Source organism: Terribacillus sp. JSM ZJ617 (genome assembly GCF_044383785.1).
Taxonomy (GTDB): Bacteria; Bacillota; Bacilli; order Bacillales; family Amphibacillaceae; genus Terribacillus.
This window is the reverse complement of sequence record NZ_JBISEQ010000002.1, coordinates 133,214-149,770: the sequence shown is the minus strand read 5'-3', so window position 1 is coordinate 149,770 and position 16,557 is coordinate 133,214. Positions and strand designations below refer to the sequence as shown.

Annotated in this window: 12 protein-coding genes and 1 pseudogene; 2 read left to right on the top strand and 11 right to left on the bottom strand. The window is 45.2% G+C overall.

All coding sequences use genetic code 11. The annotated features are described in order from the left end of the window. Position 1: 1 nt before the first annotated feature. The 10 genes from ACH6C1_RS06985 to ACH6C1_RS06940 all read right to left on the bottom strand — a co-directional run bounded on the left by ACH6C1_RS06985 (position 2) and on the right by ACH6C1_RS06940 (position 11,730). Entirely contained in the window at positions 2-757 is a 756-nt protein-coding gene (locus tag ACH6C1_RS06985) for a Stp1/IreP family PP2C-type Ser/Thr phosphatase (protein WP_374075887.1), read from the bottom strand. 60 nt (positions 758-817) lie between these two features. Beyond that, a complete protein-coding gene (gene rsmB, locus ACH6C1_RS06980; protein ID WP_374075885.1) occupies positions 818-2,161 on the bottom strand; it encodes a 16S rRNA (cytosine(967)-C(5))-methyltransferase RsmB in 1,344 nt (447 codons plus the stop codon). Beyond that, the gene (gene fmt, locus ACH6C1_RS06975; protein WP_374075883.1) at positions 2,148-3,098 is read right to left on the bottom strand and encodes a methionyl-tRNA formyltransferase; all 951 of its coding nucleotides are present in this window, start codon (positions 3,096-3,098) and stop codon (positions 2,148-2,150) included. The genes rsmB and fmt overlap by 14 nt, the downstream gene beginning before the upstream one ends. A gap of 17 nt (positions 3,099-3,115) precedes the next feature. Next, a complete protein-coding gene (gene priA, locus ACH6C1_RS06970; protein ID WP_374075881.1) occupies positions 3,116-5,518 on the bottom strand; it encodes a primosomal protein N' in 2,403 nt (800 codons plus the stop codon). Further along, positions 5,515-6,723: a bifunctional phosphopantothenoylcysteine decarboxylase/phosphopantothenate--cysteine ligase CoaBC gene (coaBC, locus tag ACH6C1_RS06965; protein WP_374075879.1), complete on the bottom strand. Its 1,209-nt coding sequence runs from the start codon at positions 6,721-6,723 to the stop codon at positions 5,515-5,517. The genes priA and coaBC overlap by 4 nt, the downstream gene beginning before the upstream one ends. 99 nt (positions 6,724-6,822) lie before the next feature. Continuing rightward, positions 6,823-7,020: a DNA-directed RNA polymerase subunit omega gene (rpoZ, locus tag ACH6C1_RS06960; RefSeq protein ID WP_281176674.1), complete on the bottom strand. Its 198-nt coding sequence runs from the start codon at positions 7,018-7,020 to the stop codon at positions 6,823-6,825. Position 7,021: 1 nt separating this feature from the next. Then, positions 7,022-7,636, bottom strand: a complete 615-nt coding sequence (gene gmk, locus ACH6C1_RS06955) for a guanylate kinase (protein ID WP_095223073.1) — start codon at positions 7,634-7,636, stop codon at positions 7,022-7,024. A gap of 14 nt (positions 7,637-7,650) precedes the next feature. Further along, the gene (gene remA, locus ACH6C1_RS06950) at positions 7,651-7,911 is read right to left on the bottom strand and encodes an extracellular matrix/biofilm regulator RemA (protein ID WP_038560050.1); all 261 of its coding nucleotides are present in this window, start codon (positions 7,909-7,911) and stop codon (positions 7,651-7,653) included. A gap of 176 nt (positions 7,912-8,087) precedes the next feature. Then, positions 8,088-8,966, bottom strand: coding sequence for a YicC/YloC family endoribonuclease (locus ACH6C1_RS06945; protein WP_374075876.1), 879 nt, complete (start codon positions 8,964-8,966; stop codon positions 8,088-8,090). Between the two features lie 121 nt (positions 8,967-9,087). Beyond that, a complete protein-coding gene (locus ACH6C1_RS06940; protein WP_374075874.1) occupies positions 9,088-11,730 on the bottom strand; it encodes a cation-translocating P-type ATPase in 2,643 nt (880 codons plus the stop codon). Between the two features lie 88 nt (positions 11,731-11,818). Here ACH6C1_RS06940 and ACH6C1_RS06935 point away from each other — a divergent pair, with 88 nt between their 5' ends. Further along, positions 11,819-13,522: an Rqc2 family fibronectin-binding protein gene (locus tag ACH6C1_RS06935; protein WP_374075872.1), complete on the top strand. Its 1,704-nt coding sequence runs from the start codon at positions 11,819-11,821 to the stop codon at positions 13,520-13,522. A gap of 498 nt (positions 13,523-14,020) precedes the next feature. On the opposite strand, the gene ACH6C1_RS06930 is transcribed toward ACH6C1_RS06935, so the two are convergent. After that, positions 14,021-14,923, bottom strand: a complete 903-nt coding sequence (locus tag ACH6C1_RS06930; RefSeq protein WP_374075870.1) for a LysR family transcriptional regulator — start codon at positions 14,921-14,923, stop codon at positions 14,021-14,023. Positions 14,924-15,059: 136 nt separating this feature from the next. Here ACH6C1_RS06930 and ACH6C1_RS06925 point away from each other — a divergent pair. Beyond that, positions 15,060-16,080: pseudogene (locus ACH6C1_RS06925) on the top strand (alpha/beta fold hydrolase). The last annotated feature ends 477 nt before the right edge of the window (positions 16,081-16,557 follow it).

Genomic DNA, 16,557 nt, shown 5'->3' with positions numbered 1-16,557 from the left:
GCTATGCACCCTCCCGGACAGGTGTATCAGCCAAATCGGCAATGATCAGGGAGATATTATCTTCCCCGCCTCGCTCATTGGCAACCGTCACGAGCTGCGAAGCGATATGTTCAATCTCTTCTCCGGATGTGAGGTATTGTAAAAGCTCCTGCTTGTCGAATTTGTTTGATAATCCATCCGAGCACAATAGAAGACGATCTCCGGCTTCCCAAGTGATGGAAACTAAGTCCATCTCCACATCCTGGTCCGTTCCAAGAGCGCGCAGCAAGACATTCTTCCGAGGATGATGCTCGGCATCCTGTTCTGTTATTTCACCAGATCGAACCAGTTCATTTACAAGGGAATGGTCCTCCGTCACTTGCTTGAAACCTTCTTCATTCAGCAAATAGCATCGGCTATCCCCAATATGGGCAATAGTGACAAAATCATCTGTGCACACTGCTGCGACAACCGTTGTACCCATACCTGTCAATTCCTCGCTTTGTCGCGATTCCTCATACACACGCAGATTGACGGCTTTGATCGCTTGCTTGATTGCCTCCTCTGTCTTTTGCGGAGAATCAAAGGCAGCAGCAGACTCCCACCAGCTGCGTAAATGGGAAATAGCTAGCTGACTGGCGACATCACCTGCTTTATGTCCGCCCATACCATCGGCAATGACAGCAAGATATTGTTCTTTGGAATTGGAAAATACCCCGCCTGCATCTTCGTTATGACTTCTGATCTGACCACGATCGGTAATGAAAAAACCTCTCACGCTTCTCACCTCATCTATATGCAGTCTGTTCGCTGCTCCAAATTAATCCTACCACATTTTTTACCCTTTTCTAACAAGTCGGACAAGGAAAAAGCCATCGGTATTAAAATCCTGCGGGAATACTTGCAAACCTGCATCAGTTAGACCTGGGGCTTTCTGAACAGCTTGCGGCAAATCAGTTTGGAATTCCGGATCGACTTCAAAATTTGGATGTTGCTTGAGAAAAGCTCGGACAACCTGCTCGTTTTCTGCTTGATCCACTGTACAAGTACTGTAAACCAGTTTTCCGTCTTTTTTCAAAAGCGGTGCTACCTGTTCCAGCAATTCGGCCTGAATAGAGGCAAGTGACAAGACATCTTGTTCTGATTTATGGTACTTGATATCCGGTTTTCCTCTCAGTACGCCCAATCCAGAGCAAGGTGCGTCAAGTAAGATACGATCAAAACTCTCTGGTTCGTGCCGCTCCTGCAAGTTCCGTGCATCTGCCTGATCGGCTTCAATGATCGTCAATTTCAGCTTCTCCGCTTTTTGCTGAACCTGCTTCGCTTTCTTGGCATGCAGATCGTATGCATAAAGCTTGCCTTCGTTTTCCATCGTTTCTGCAATATGTGTTGTTTTTCCACCTGGTGCACTGCATGCATCCAAAACAGTCATACCAGCCGCTGCATCAACCATCTGTCCAGCCAGCATACTCGTCTGATCTTGGACAGTTACTTGATTGGAGAGGAACAAATCACTTTTCAGGATGTTCCCTTCTTCCACGATGATCCCTTGCGGATTGATACTGGAAGGGCGGACTGTAAATCCTTGGGACTCCAGTTCTTCCATCGCTTCATCACGTGTCATCAGCATGGGCTGGACGCGCACACTTATCGGTTTCTCTACTTGGTTAACGGCACACATTTCACGTGCTGTCTTTTCTCCGTATTGCGAGATCCAGCGCTCGACAAGCCACCTTGGGTGACTCGTTTCCAGGGAAATACGCTCGGCTGGGTCTTGGATATCATCCAATTTAGGGAAGCCTTTACGCTGTGCATTACGAAGAACAGCGTTCACAAGTGATGCGATACCTTTATGGCCTCGCTGCTTGGCAATTTCAACAGATTCATGGATGACAGCATGGTCAGGCACCCGGTCCAATGCGTACATTTGATAAAAAGCCGACAGTAAAAGCCATTTTGCCCATGATTCCAATTTCTTTGATACAAATTTACTGAGAAAATACTCCAATGTCAGCTTATAAGATAATGTTCCATATACGATTTCGGTTAGCAATCCAGTATCCCTGCTGTCAAAACCTTTATTGCGGATTGTCTGATCCAGCAGCAAATGACTGTAGCCGCCCTGATCCCCGATACGACTTAGCAATGTGACTGCTGTGTCACGGAGTTCATACTTCTTCATTCTTGCCCAACCTTTCTCCAGCTTGCATATCTTTGCCGACTCCGCGCAGATAATCTGCTGCAGTCATCTGTTTCTTGCCTGCTGGCTGTACCTTCGTCAGTTTAACTGCTGTATTCTCTCCGCAAACTACGATTATGCCATCGGCTTCAATAGCAGCAATCTCTCCTGGCGCTCCTTCATATTCACGATCCAGAAGCTCACTCCACCAAATCTTGAAAGGTTTTTCCTTGTACGTAGTGAATGCTACAGGCCATGGATGCATGCCTCTGATATGATTGAAAACCTCCCAGTTTGAACGGCTCCAATCTATCACTTCTTGCTCGCGTTTTATCGTTGGAGCAAATGTCACTTTCTCTTCATCCTGTTTGATTGGATTCACGGACCGAGCAAAAATATCAGGAAGGATATCGTGAACCATTTCCGCGCCAAGCGTAGCTAATTTATCATGCATCGTGCCTACATGGTCCTGCATTGTAATTGGCACCGAACGCTGCAGCAGCATATCACCTGCATCCAGTTTCTCAACCATATACATGATCGTAACGCCCGTCTCGGCTTTCCCTTGCTGAATGGCATAATGGATCGGAGCACCGCCACGAAGCTCAGGCAGCAAACTGGCATGCACATTGATACAGCCATATTGCGGATAATCGAGCAGTTCTTTCGGCAATATCTGTCCAAACGCAGCCGTTACGATCAAATCAGGTTCATAAGAAAAAATTTCTTCATAGCTTTGCTTGATTTTTTCCGGCTGATAAACCGGGATTCCATGCTTCAACGCTTCCTCTTTTACAGGTGAGCTGGTAAGGATACGTTTGCGTCCTTTCGGGCGATCAGGCTGGGTGACAACGAGCACCACCTCGCAATCTTCCTCTGTCAGCTGTTTAAGTACGGGCACCGCAAAATCCGGTGTTCCCATGAATACGATACGTTTCATTCTAATAAGCTCCCTTCTTACATGAGCGAATACGGCTGTAAATCAACATGTATTTGCAAATCTTCTTTTTTTCGCGCATCTTCGTAGTGATGGAGGATTCTCCTGATCACATCACGGAGATTCGGTTCGTTTTTGTATTTTACCATGCACTGGAAGCGATATCTATCTTTGATCCGTGCTAATGGTGATGGGGTGGGTCCAAGTATCCGTACCTGATCGGACAGGTGCTTCTGGAGCAGCTGTACAATCGTCTGTGTTGTCTGCATTGCCTTCACCTGGTTTTGATGACTGATCGTCAACAGCGCCAAATAATAATACGGCGGATATTGAAAGGCTCTGCGCGTTTGCATTTCCGTCTGGAAAAATGGCCGATAATCCCCTGCCGCTGCAAGTTCAACACTGTAATGCTCTGGTGAATATGTCTGAATGATGACCTCCCCGGGCAAACTGTGCCGCCCAGCTCGTCCGCTTACCTGCGTCAGCAGCTGGAATGTCTTTTCTGCAGCACGGAAATCCGGCAAATGCAGCATAGAATCTGCAGCCAGGACACCGACAAGCGTCACTCTTTCAAAGTCCAGACCTTTGGCAATCATCTGGGTACCAAGCAGAATGTCCGCTTCGCCTCTGCCAAATGCGCCAAGCAGTTTTTCATGCGCACCTTTCCGTCTCGTTGTGTCGACATCCATCCGAATGACACGAGCTTCCGGCAGCAGCTGTGTGAGCGCTTCTTCCACTTTTTGTGTACCTGTACCAAAGTAGCGTATCGTATCACTTTCACATGCCGGGCAAATGGAAGGCATCTGCTCTTCATAGCCGCAATAATGGCATTTTAGCTGTTCACTGCTTCTATGGTACGTGAGTGTAATATCGCAATGCGGGCATTCCACTGTATGACCGCAGTCGCGACACATAACAAATGTGCTGTAGCCGCGACGATTAAGGAAGAGGACTATCTGTTCCTTCCTGCGGATACGTTCTTTCATCTGTTCCAGCAATTCGCGGGCAAAGATCGACCGGTTGCCCGCATGCAGCTCATCCCGCATATCAATGATCTGATAATCCGGCATGGATGCCTGATTCACACGCTCCGGCAGCTCCAGCATCTGGTAGACGCCTTTTTCCGCTCTCGCATATGATTCAAGCGAGGGTGTCGCACTGCCGAGTACAACCGGGGCACGGTGATATTTCCCGCGGAAAACAGCAATATCCCGAGCATGATATTTCGGATGATCTTCCTGCTTATAACTTGTCTCATGTTCTTCATCGATAATGATGATTCCTAAATTCTCGAAGGGAGCAAATATCGCAGATCTGGCGCCGACAGCTACCTTGACTTGCTTGCGCTGAATCTTTCGCCATTCATCGTACTTCTCGCCGGCCGATAAAGCACTATGCAATACGGCAACATCAGACCCGAATCTCCCTTTGAATCGGTTGACAGTCTGAGGAGTAAGCGCAATTTCAGGTACAAGGACAATCGCTTCCTGCCCTTTTTCCAGCACCTGCTGGATTGCCTGCAAATACACTTCCGTCTTTCCACTTCCTGTGACCCCATGAAGAAGGAATACTTCATGTGTTTCCGAATGGATGCTCTCCAATACCGGTTCAAGTGCATTCGCCTGTGAATCAGATAGCTGCAGTGGTTGTGTACGCTCAATTCGTTTATTTTCATAAGGATCCCGCAGTACTTCTTTGTCATAGGAATGCAGCAAGCCTGCATCCAACAGGGGCTTAAGAGTAGAAGCAGTTGTCTGATACATTTCCAGCAATTGTTTCTGAGCAATCTGACCCGGCTCTTCAATGAAATGCTCAAGCAGTGCTTTTTGTTTCATAGCACGGGCGTTGACATTAGCTAACGCCTCTTGAAGTTCTTCAACAGGCTTGTCTGCATCTATCATACGAATTGTTTTCTTCGTTTCCTTTGAGTTTACTTGGTAGCGCAGTTCGACTTGACCTGCTTTGATCGCCTGCTGGAGAACCGCTAAAGGAACACCGCTGTGCTCGAATTGTTCGTACATGCTGGTATCCTCTTCTTGAAATAACGGCCGCAATACTTCTGGAATAGTTCCCGTTCGGACAAGCACTTTTTGATATGTCGCCTTCATCGCTTGCGGCAGCATCGCCTGGAGGGCGGTAATATGGAAGCTTAATGTTTGCTCTCCCATCCATACTCCTAAATCAAGCAGTTCAGGAGTCAACGCCGGAAGCAAGTCCATTGTTTCCTGGATTTCCTTCAGCTTGTCCACTTCAGCAGAACTGCTTATCTCCAGGACGAAGCCCATGATGCGGCGATTTCCGAATGGCACCACCACACGCATCCCCGGCTGGAGGACGTCAATCAGCTTCTCAGGAATCAAATAATCATACACGCGGTCGGTCTGACTGGCCGGGACGTCAACAACAACCTTCGCGATGTTCATTTTCTCTCAGCTCCTATATCCTCTACGATCTCATCCAGAATCCGGTGGGCAATCTGCTTCTTCGTATCAGAAGGAAGATGCTGTTCCTTGCCTTCCCTATTTAAGTAAATTACTTCATTCGTGTCAGATTGAAAGCCTGCGCCTGTCTTACCGACTGTATTCACACAAATGGCATCTAAGTGCTTACGCTCTAGCTTTCCTCTGCCATATGCTACAGCATCATTTGTCTCCGCAGCAAAACCGACAAGGAACTGATGCTGCTTCCGCTGCCCAAGTGTCAGGAGTATATCGGTAGTCCGTTCCATTTCAATCGACATGTTCCCGTCCTGTTTTTTCACCTTGGAATCAAATGTCTGTACCGGACGGTAATCAGCTACAGCTGCAGCTTTAATAACGATATCCTGCTCTTCGTATACAGCAAGTACTTGTTCGAGCATCTCCTGGGCAGTCGTTACATCCATTCGTTTTACTCCAAGAGGCGCAGATAATTGAGTTGGTCCGCTTACAAGCGTAACATCAGCCCCGCGTTCAGCAGCAGCTTCTGCCACGGCGTAGCCCATCTTACCTGAGGAATGATTCGTAAAGAATCGAACAGGATCAATCGTCTCTTGAGTCGGTCCAGCCGTTACTAACACTCGTTTACCTTCCAGATCACGCTTGGGTTCTGTTCTTTCTTCCAGGATCCGGATAATGGATTCCGGTTCCTCCAGTCTGCCCTTTCCAACATATCCACAAGCAAGATAGCCTGCTTCTGGTTCGATAAAGTGGTAACCCCAGTCATCGAGCTGCTGCATGTTTCGAATCACTGCAGGATGTGCGTACATATGAACGTTCATAGCAGGCGCAATGTAAACTGGCGCCTCCGTTGCAAGCAATGTCGTCGTCAGCATATCGTCTGCCATACCAGCTGCAAGTTTACCTATCAGGTTAGCTGTTGCTGGTGCAAGCAGGAATAGATCTGCTTTATCTGCTAAATCTATATGCGCGATTTTCTCCGGGTGTTTTTCGTCAAAGGTATCGGTATATACCGGATTGCGGGATAAAGCCTGGAACGTGAGCGGTGTCACGAATTCTGCGGCATGCTTTGTCATGATCACATGGACATCTGCACCCTTTTGTGTCAGTTTGCTTGTCAACGCGCAAGCCTTATAGGCAGCGATGCCTCCGGAAACTCCCAGACAAATCGTCTTTCCAGCTAAATTCATTTCACTTCCCCCTCCTGATGCACAATAAGAAAGAAACCCCCGCTTGGTGTTCACCATCGCGAGGGCATCTCCAGCGGATGCACCTGGCATCCTCACCGTTTATTCTTCTGTATATTCCAATTGGTCAGCTTGAATTTCTTCCAGCGCGATACCAACATATTTATAGGATTTCGGGTTTGCAATCTTCGTTGTCTTTGTCTCCTGCAGCTGACGTGCACGCTGTGATGACAAAGTAACCAAAGTGTATTTCGAATTGATTTTTTCCTGTAGTTTATCAATAGACGGTTCTAGCATCATATCAATTAACCTCCAATGCTTTCTTGTATTCTTTTGCGACGCGTTCGCGTTTGCAATGCTCACTTTGTACAATGGATTGAATCTTCGACACGGCGTGATCCAATTGATCATTGACAACCACGTAGTCATAAGCATCCATCATTTCGATTTCGTCCCGGGCAGCATTCAGTCGGTTCTTCACAAGATCCGGCGTTTCGGTACCGCGTCCGACGATACGATTCTTCAATTCCTCCAGACTTGGCGGAATGAGGAAGATGAAAACACCTTGCGGGAAGTTCTCTTTTACCTGAAGTGCTCCTTGTACCTCGATTTCAAGAAAGACATCATGACCTGCTTCCAGCGTCTCTTCTACGTAATCACGAGGAGTGCCATAATAATTGTCCACATAGCTCGCATATTCAAGGAGCTTATTCTGACCAATCAAACGCTCGAAATCTTCCTTCGATTTATAGAAATAGTCCACGCCATCCTGTTCTCCCGGCCGCATGTTTCTCGTTGTCATGCTGATTGAGTAACGCAAATGTGTGTCCTGTTCGAATAATGCCTTCCTAACCGTCCCTTTTCCAACACCCGAAGGTCCGGACAGGATGAAAAGGATCCCTTTCTGTTCAATCATGTGCTTCCTCCTAGCTATTCCTCAGATAGTTCATCGTCACGCAGGACACGCTGTCCCACCGTCTCGGGCTGTACAGCCGAAAGGATGACGTGATCACTATCTGTGATGATGACAGCTCTTGTTCGCCGACCATATGTAGCATCCACAAGCTTATTCGCATCGCGGGCAACCGTGATGATTCGCTTGATGGGAGCCGATTCAGGAGAAACTATCGAGATAATCCTGGTTGCGGAAACAACATTCCCGAACCCGATATTAATCAATCTTAAACTCATCTTGCTTCTCCCTTCTTGCTGTACTGCTCTTTTGACTGGCGTTCCAAACTTCTTATAATGTCATGGAATTCCCTCTACAGATCTACTAAATAGAAGGATCATCTTATCATTATACCTATATCATCAAATAAACCATATCTTATTCATTATAATTATATCTTAAACCAAACTCAACACTATTCTATATTTTGCACTTGCTCTTTTATTTTCTCCAGCTCCGATTTCATATTGACTACGATTATACTGATAGAGGAAGCTGTTGATTTGGATCCGATCGTATTTACTTCCCGCTGCATCTCCTGCAGGATAAAATCACACGTCCTGCCGACAGGGCCTTCTTTCTCCAGATTCATAGCTAGCTGATCCAAATGACTCTCCATTCGGATGAGTTCTTCCGTTATATCACCTTTTTCAGCCAGCAGCGCTATTTCCTGGAAAAGACGGCTGTTTTCCGGCAATACACCATCAACATAGCTTGTAATCCTATCTTCGATACGGCGCTTGTATGCTTCCATCACCTGCGGCCGCAGCTCTGCCAGCTGCTTCAGCATCGTTTGGATATCAGTCATCCTATTTTGAATATCCTTTGCTAAAGCACTACCTTCCACTGTACGCATTTGGATAAAGGCTGCCAATGCGTCTTGCACGGCTTTTCCCACCAAGTCCGGCAGTTCTGTCAGCTCTGGCTGTGCTTCTTCTATAAGGATGTCAGCAGATTGGGACAGCAGTGTATCAATCGTAATTTCTCCACGAAGATCAAAAGCGGTTCGTATAGCTCTCAGCTTAACCATATATTCCTCTGCTAATTCCCAATCAATGGATAATTCGCGTTTTCGTAAACCGCCGCCATCGATATCAACTGTCAGTTCCAGCTTACCCCTGCTGACGGCCTGCTGCAGCTGATCCTTCAAAGTGGATTCAAGAAAAGCAGCAGCTTTTGACAGCTTGCATTTAATATCCAAGTACCTGGAGTTCACACCTTTTAATTCCGCTGTGACCGTGAGGCTGTTTCCGGATGCCACACTTCTGCCGTACCCTGTCATGCTTTTCGTCAAGCTAATCCCTCCGGCTTTTTAGTAGTCACAGTGTATCAAAATCAAGACTGTTTGTCCTGTATCAGGAACCCTGGGAAAAGAAAAGCATGCTGCCCGACGTTACTGGGAGCATGCTTTTCACCTATTTTCTTATAAAACCGAATAGCACAGTAGGAACAGCACTTAGTGCCAAAATCAACAACCAGTCCCGCATAACCAAGTCCGTCGTGTGGAAGATCGGCTGCAGTGGACTGACATAGATGACAGCAAGCAAAAGAACGACAGAGGAGACGACAGCTCCGATCAGCCAGCCATTCCCGAAAGGATTGCGGGCAAATACCGACTTTTCACTGCGGCAGTCAAATACATGGATCAGCTGAGCCATGACTAATGTAGCAAATGCTGCTGTTTGCGCATAAACAAGTCTTTCCGGATCTCCTTGGTACATCAGCATAAAAGCAATGATTGTCACGGATCCGATCAGAATACCGCGTGTGACGATCTTCGTACCAAGCCCTCTGGCAAAGATTCCTTCATTTGGATGACGCGGTTTCTGCTTCATCACTTCATCCTCTGCCTTGTCCATACCGAGCGCAATCGCTGGCAGACCGTCTGTCACTAAATTCACCCATAAGATTTGGATAGGTACAAGCGGCATCGGCAGTGCCAGAATCATGGCAAATAGCATCACGAGGATTTCACCGACATTGGAAGCAAGCAAATAACGCACGAACTTTCTAATATTGGAGTAGATTGTGCGTCCTTCTTTGATCGCTGCTTTGATAGTGGCAAAGTTATCATCCATTAAAACAAGCGCACTGGCTTCTTTGGCGACATCGGTCCCAGTAACACCCATGCTGATGCCTATATCACTTGCTTTGATTGCCGGTGCATCATTGACGCCGTCACCCGTCATTGCAACGATATGACCTACATTCTGCAGTGCTTGGACTATCCTTAGCTTATGCTCCGGGGTCACACGCGCAAACACGTACATACTATCGACTTCTGCCTGAAGTTCTTCATCTGTCATACGATCCAATTCCTTGCCTTCCACTACTCTGCCGGCTGGAGGCAGGATATGCAGCATGTTAGCGATCGCAGCAGCTGTCTTTACATGATCACCTGTAATCATGATTGTTTTGATGCCAGCCTTACGGCAGTCGATAATTGCATCCCTAGCTTCCTTGCGCGGCGGGTCGATCAATCCATTCAGCCCGATGAATACCATATCTTTTTCGAGCTCTTCTTCTTTCGGCTGGTATCCAGCTGGGAAATGACGGACGCAAACAGCAATCGTCCGCAATGCTTTGGCCGCCATTTGATCTACTGCTTCATACAAGGCTTGCTTATCTTTGCCGGAAAGCAGTTTTTTCTCCGCTCCATGATACGCGGCTTTTTCGATTAAAACGTCTGGTGCACCCTTCGTAATCGCAATCAGTTTTCCTTTAGGCGTTTTGACCAACACAGTCATCCGTTTCCGTTTGCTGTCAAAAGGTATTTCATGCACGATGTTATAGCTGGACAATTCATCTGCTTCAATTCCAGCTTTTTTGCCAGCAACAACGAGCGCTCCCTCTGTCGGATCTCCATCGATCATCCAGCGTTTCTTTTTTCGGAATGCCTTGGCATGGCTTGACAGAACACCATAACGAAGATGTTCCAGGAGCGCCTCTTCTTTCGTCTCATTTCCATCCCGGTAAAAACCACCTGATGGATCGTACCCATCGCCTGTTACCATATAGGTATTTCCATCGAGGAAAATCTCTTTGACTGTCATTTGATTTTCTGTAAGTGTTCCTGTTTTATCTGAACAAATGACTGTAGCCGAGCCAAGTGTCTCTACAGCAGACAGCCTTCTGACGATAGCTTTTTGTTTGATCATACGCTGCACACCAAGTGAAAGAGCGACTGTCACGATTGCCGGAAGTCCTTCTGGAATTACAGCAACTGCAAGTGAGACACCAGCAATAAGCATTTCGTATAACGGATTGCCCCGATAAACCCCTGCAAGAACTGTTAAAGCAGTGAGAAGCAAGGCAATGACAATAAGTATCTTTCCGAGCTTCTCCAGCCTTCGTTCCAAAGGAGTCTGCTTTCGTTTTGTATCCACAAGCAGTTCAGCAATTTGCCCTACTGCCGTATTCATACCGGTTCCAATGACGATTCCGGTACCACCGCCCCGCGTCACAAGAGAGCTCATGAATGCAATATTATGCTGATCCTGGGGTCCTAGCTGATCTGCTTGCAATTTCTCTGTCACCTTGGCAACTGGCAGTGATTCTCCTGTGAGTGCAGATTCCTCCGTCTCCAGACTTGTCACACTCACCAGACGCAGATCAGCTGGTACCCGGTCACCTGCAGTCAACGATACGACATCTCCAACGACAAGTTCTGCCGACGATATCCTTGCCCATTGTCCATCCCGCAGCACACGCGCCATCGGGGCATTTAATTCCTTCAGTTTGCTGAGGGATTTTTCAGCATTTCTTTCCTGAAAGAAGCCGATCAGCGCATTTAATAGAACGATCAGCAGGATGGCAATGCTATCGATATACTCGCCCAACAGTCCTGAGATGACCGTTGCTGCGAGCAGCACCAGTACCATGAAGTCTTTGAACTGTCCGAAGAATAAAGCAAGCTGCGAGACTCCTTTTTCTTCTTTCCATTCATTTCTTCCATCCCGCTTCAGCCGTTGCTGCACTTCCTTTGTGCTAAGTCCTTTATGTTTGTCGGAGTTTGTTTGTTTAGCTGTTTCCTCTGCTGAAATTTGATACCATCGCACATTGCATACCTCCACCCTTATTTCTAATGTAAATGTATGCGTGCTTGTCCGATAAAATGCTATACTAGCAGAGAATGAGGTGAAACATATGGCATTTGACGGAATAGTAACAAGAGCGATGGCCAAGGAGCTGCATGACACATTAGCAACCGGCCGTCTGTCAAAAATATACCAGCCGACTGATACGGAGATCGTGCTCACCTTCCGCAGCAAAGGGAAGAATCACGCACTATTATTGTCGGCGCATCCAAGCTATGCACGTGTGCATATCACAGACGATACCTATCAAAATCCCCAGAATCCTCCTATGTTTTGCATGCTTCTGCGCAAGCATCTGGCAGGCGGGTTCCTGGAAAAAGTAGCACAGTTCGAAAACGAAAGAATCATCGAGCTTAGTTTCGTCAGCAAAGACGAGCTTGGTGACCAGACGTCAAAACGAATCATCATGGAAGTGATGGGAAAACACAGTAATATCATGCTGGTCGATAACGAAACAGATATGATCATCGACAGCATCAAACATATCTCATCCAGTGTGAACCGACACCGTACGATCCTTCCAGGTCAAACGTACAAGCTGCCTCCGAGTCAGGAGAAGCTTAACCCGTTTACCTTGGACGCCGCAGAGTTTGCACGGAAGCTCGACTTCAATACCGGCCGGATGAATAAACAGATCTTGAATATGCTGCAGGGTGTATCTCCTGTTTTGGCTAATGAAATAGCTGAGCAGGCCTATATGGGTGATAAAGAGAAATACGCCAAGGTTTTCACGCAGTTTATTGATAAACTGAAGCGCGATGACTATGAGCCTACTTACTTTAAAGGAAAGAAAGAAGACTTCTATGTCACGGACATCGCTTCTATTGAAGGCACACGGGAACAATATAATACGATGAGTGAACTGATTGATAGCTTCTACTCAGGAAAAGCAGAACGCGACCGCGTCAAGCAGCAGGCTGGTGACTTGATTCGCTTCCTGAAAAATGAGCGGGAAAAGAATATCCGGAAGCTTTCCATTCATGAAAACACACTGAAAAAAGCAGAAAAAGCCGATAGCTACCAGCGACAGGGAGAGCTGCTGACTGCTCATATGCATCAAATCAAGCAAGGAGATACAGTAGCTGTTGTCACAGATTATTATGATCCCGATCAACAGCAGCTCACCATCACACTTAATCCGCATAAAACACCAAGTGAAAACGCCCAAAGCTATTTCAAGCAGTACAATAAACTGAAGAAATCGCGCACGATGGTGGAAGTGGAGCTCGAAAAAACGAATGCAGAAATTGACTATCTCGATCAGCTCATCCAGCAAGTAGAAGGAGCACGTGAGCAGGATGTCGAGGAAATTCGCGAGGAATTGCGGGAGCAAGGCTATCTAAAAGCAAAAGCACAGCAAAAAAAGAACAAAAAACCGAATCTGCCTGAGCCGGAAACGTACACAGCGACAGATGGCACAACGATCCTCGTCGGACATAATAATAAGCAGAACGAGTATTTGACGATGAAGCTTGCCCACAAGCAGGATACATGGCTTCATACGAAGGATATCCCTGGGTCCCATGTCGTCATCCGCTCGACCGATCCATCAGAGGAAACATTGGAAGAAGCAGCTAAACTCGCTGCCTGGTTCAGTAAATCCAGACTATCCTCTTCGGTTCCCGTCGATTATACAAAGATTCGTCATGTTAAGAAACCGAACGGTGCGAAGCCTGGTTTTGTGACGTATGATCAGCAGAAGACATTGTATGTGACGCCAGATGAGCAGTTTGTGAAACGTTTGGGGAAATAAATAAGGAAGTGCGCTATCTCAGCGCACTTCCTTATTTTATTATCTTATAATAAAAATTGCCTGCAACATATGTACCAAATGCATCCTGGGCGAAATGCTAGGAACCTTACTAAATATTCTTCATTAGAATCTATTGAGGTATGGTTGAGAGTTTCTTTATGAGTTCTAATGTGGCTGCATTAGTAATTAAGATAGTATATCCCTCCATCACATCTACTAAATCAGCTACATATTCATCGGTTAGATTATCCTGTTAGATAACTGCTCTATTTGATAGATGCTTTTCAATCAGTGTACAGGCACATAAAAATATTACAACTATAAGTAGTATTGTATCTTCAATGTTAATCCTACCCGCAAAAAAACCTAAATTAGTGTTTAGATAATGAAAACGCTAGTTTAAGGGCTTATCCCGTTATTATGAAATTTAGTATAGAAAAAGATCTGGTTTTTATCCAATCAAGTATAGCGTATATCGCTCTGTCCTGGGTAATTAATTTAACAGAACTCCTCTATTCTCATAACTTCCTTTACTGTTTCTATAAAAGCTACTATGATCGGTGAAAGCCACTTATCTTTATGCCACGAGATCTGTGTATATACATTTAAGTCTTGAATAGGCCATGGAAGAACCACAAGTTCGCCACGGTTAACTTCTGCTTCAGTTACTATCTCAGGAAGAAAGGCAATACCTATTCCCGAAATTGCACATTGTTTAATAGCTTCGGCACTTTGAAATTCTAAAGATGAAATGCTATCAATGTCACTTCTCTTAAATGTCCGCTCAAACATGGTTCGATAGGGACAACCTTTCTCATTAATTAGGAACACTTCTTCATGAAAATCATCAAACTGTAATACATTTTGTCTCGCAAGTGGATGATCTGAAGCGGCGAAAAGGCGAAAAGTTTCTTTGGTCATTGGTTCTACTGCAAGTCCCGCTGATTGAATAAGCTCGTCAAGTATAAAAACGACATCCGAGGTTCCCTCAAAAAGTGATTGTTTGAGCTGTAGATTTGGGACAGATTGAAAGATAAGACGAACGCCTGGATACCGTGAACGAAATAGTTTAAAAACATCTGGAAGTCGATAGGCGCAAACAACCTCATTGGCACTGATTGTTAGAGTACCACTTAGAACTTCATTGTCATGAATGACGCTACTACGAGCTTCGTCTAATTTGTTTAGAACGTCCTGGACATGAGTTAAAAATCGTTTACCAGCAGTTGTGAGGACTAGCTGCTTTCCTAAGCGATCAAAGAGACGAACATTTAGCTCTTCCTCTAATGCTTTTATTTGCATCGTGACGTTGGAGGGCACGTAATTTAGTGCTTCAGCGGCTCTACTGAAATTTAGAGTTGTTGCAACTGTACGAAACGTAGTCAGTTGGCGCAATTCCATTTATAATTCCCCTTTAGTCTTCAATAATATTGAAGACTACCTTCAAATTTGTTCACTTTTACTGAAGGTAACACAACTTTATACTTAATAACAAGAAATACATTATGTGTTTCATTTAGATAGGAGGAAAAACTTAATGAAAGATTATGAGATCTTTAATTTAGGTGATGTAGCCTTGCAATCCGGAGTGACATTACCAGACGCTTTTCTTGCTTATAAGACTTATGGACAACTGAATGAAAAAAAAGATAATGTTATTGTTTATCCAACAGCTTTTGGCGACCAACATATTAACAATGAATGGTTAATTGGTGAAGGGATGGCACTAGATCCCCAGAAGTATTTCATTATCGTTCCTAATCTGCTAGGGAATGGATTATCTTCATCTCCAAGTAATACGCCTGCACCATTCGATAAAGCTAATTTTCCGCAGGTAACCATCTATGACAACGTTCAGATACAGCATAGACTTGTGACTGAAGAATTCGGCATTCAGAAGATCGATCTTGTTGTTGGATGGTCAATGGGAGGTCTTCAATCCTTCCAATGGGGGGTAAGTTATCCTGATATGGTGAATCGTATTGCCTCTTTCTGCGGAAATGCGAAGACTTGGCCACAAACTTACGTGGTCCTCGATGGACTTAAGGCTGCGCTCATGGCCTCAGTTGGCTCGGATTCTACTAAATTAAATCAATTGACTTCTCAAGGCATGCGAGCAGTTGGCCGTGTCTATGCAGGATGGGGCTTATCACAGACCTTCTATAAAGAAGAACTCTTTCGTGAGATGGGCTTTAACTTTTTAGAAGATTTTACGGTGGGAGTTTGGGAAAACAGTTTTATGAGTATGGATCCTCACAATGTTCTAACCATGTTATGGACAGGACAACATGCAGATATTAGTGCAAACTCAGATTATAATGGAGAGTTTGAGGAGGCACTTAAAAGTATTGAAGCGATTACCTACATCATGCCAGGTAGTACTGATCCCTTGCACCGCGGAAACTAACCAATATGAGGCTAAGTTTATATCTAATGTTGAATATCATGCTATTAAGTCAGTATGGGGTCATTTCGCCGGGCGTGGAATTAACACTACCGATAATACTTTTATTGATAATAAACTAAAGCGTTTGTTGACGCTTCGCACAAACAATTAAATCGTGTAGAGACGATTAGCTCAGAAGTAATCGTCTTTACTTTTACTCAAGGAATCTCTTTAAGTATTGTTGAGACGAGTTTCTTCTATAATACTTGTTCCATAGATTCATAATCTATAACGAGTTTATAAAAGGTAGTTTTTTAATCCAAGCTCTCTCATTGCTTTAACTGCCGTTAACTCTCTTGACTTCCATAGTTTATATACTTGTATAGATTCTTAAATTCTTCAGTAGTTACTATTCTTGGTCTACCAAATTTCACACCATTTTGTAACGCAATAACTATACCTTCACGCTGCCTTTTTCGGATTCGATCACGTTTCTCTTGCGCCATCCAAGAGAGAATCTGCAGTACAAGATTAGCAATGAAAGTCCCCATGCTGTCTTTATATCGTGTGGTAAAAGTGTATGTAAAATGAAGAACGTTCAAAAACTATCTTTGCATGTTTTCAAACGCCGTTTTAGTTATTATTCAAT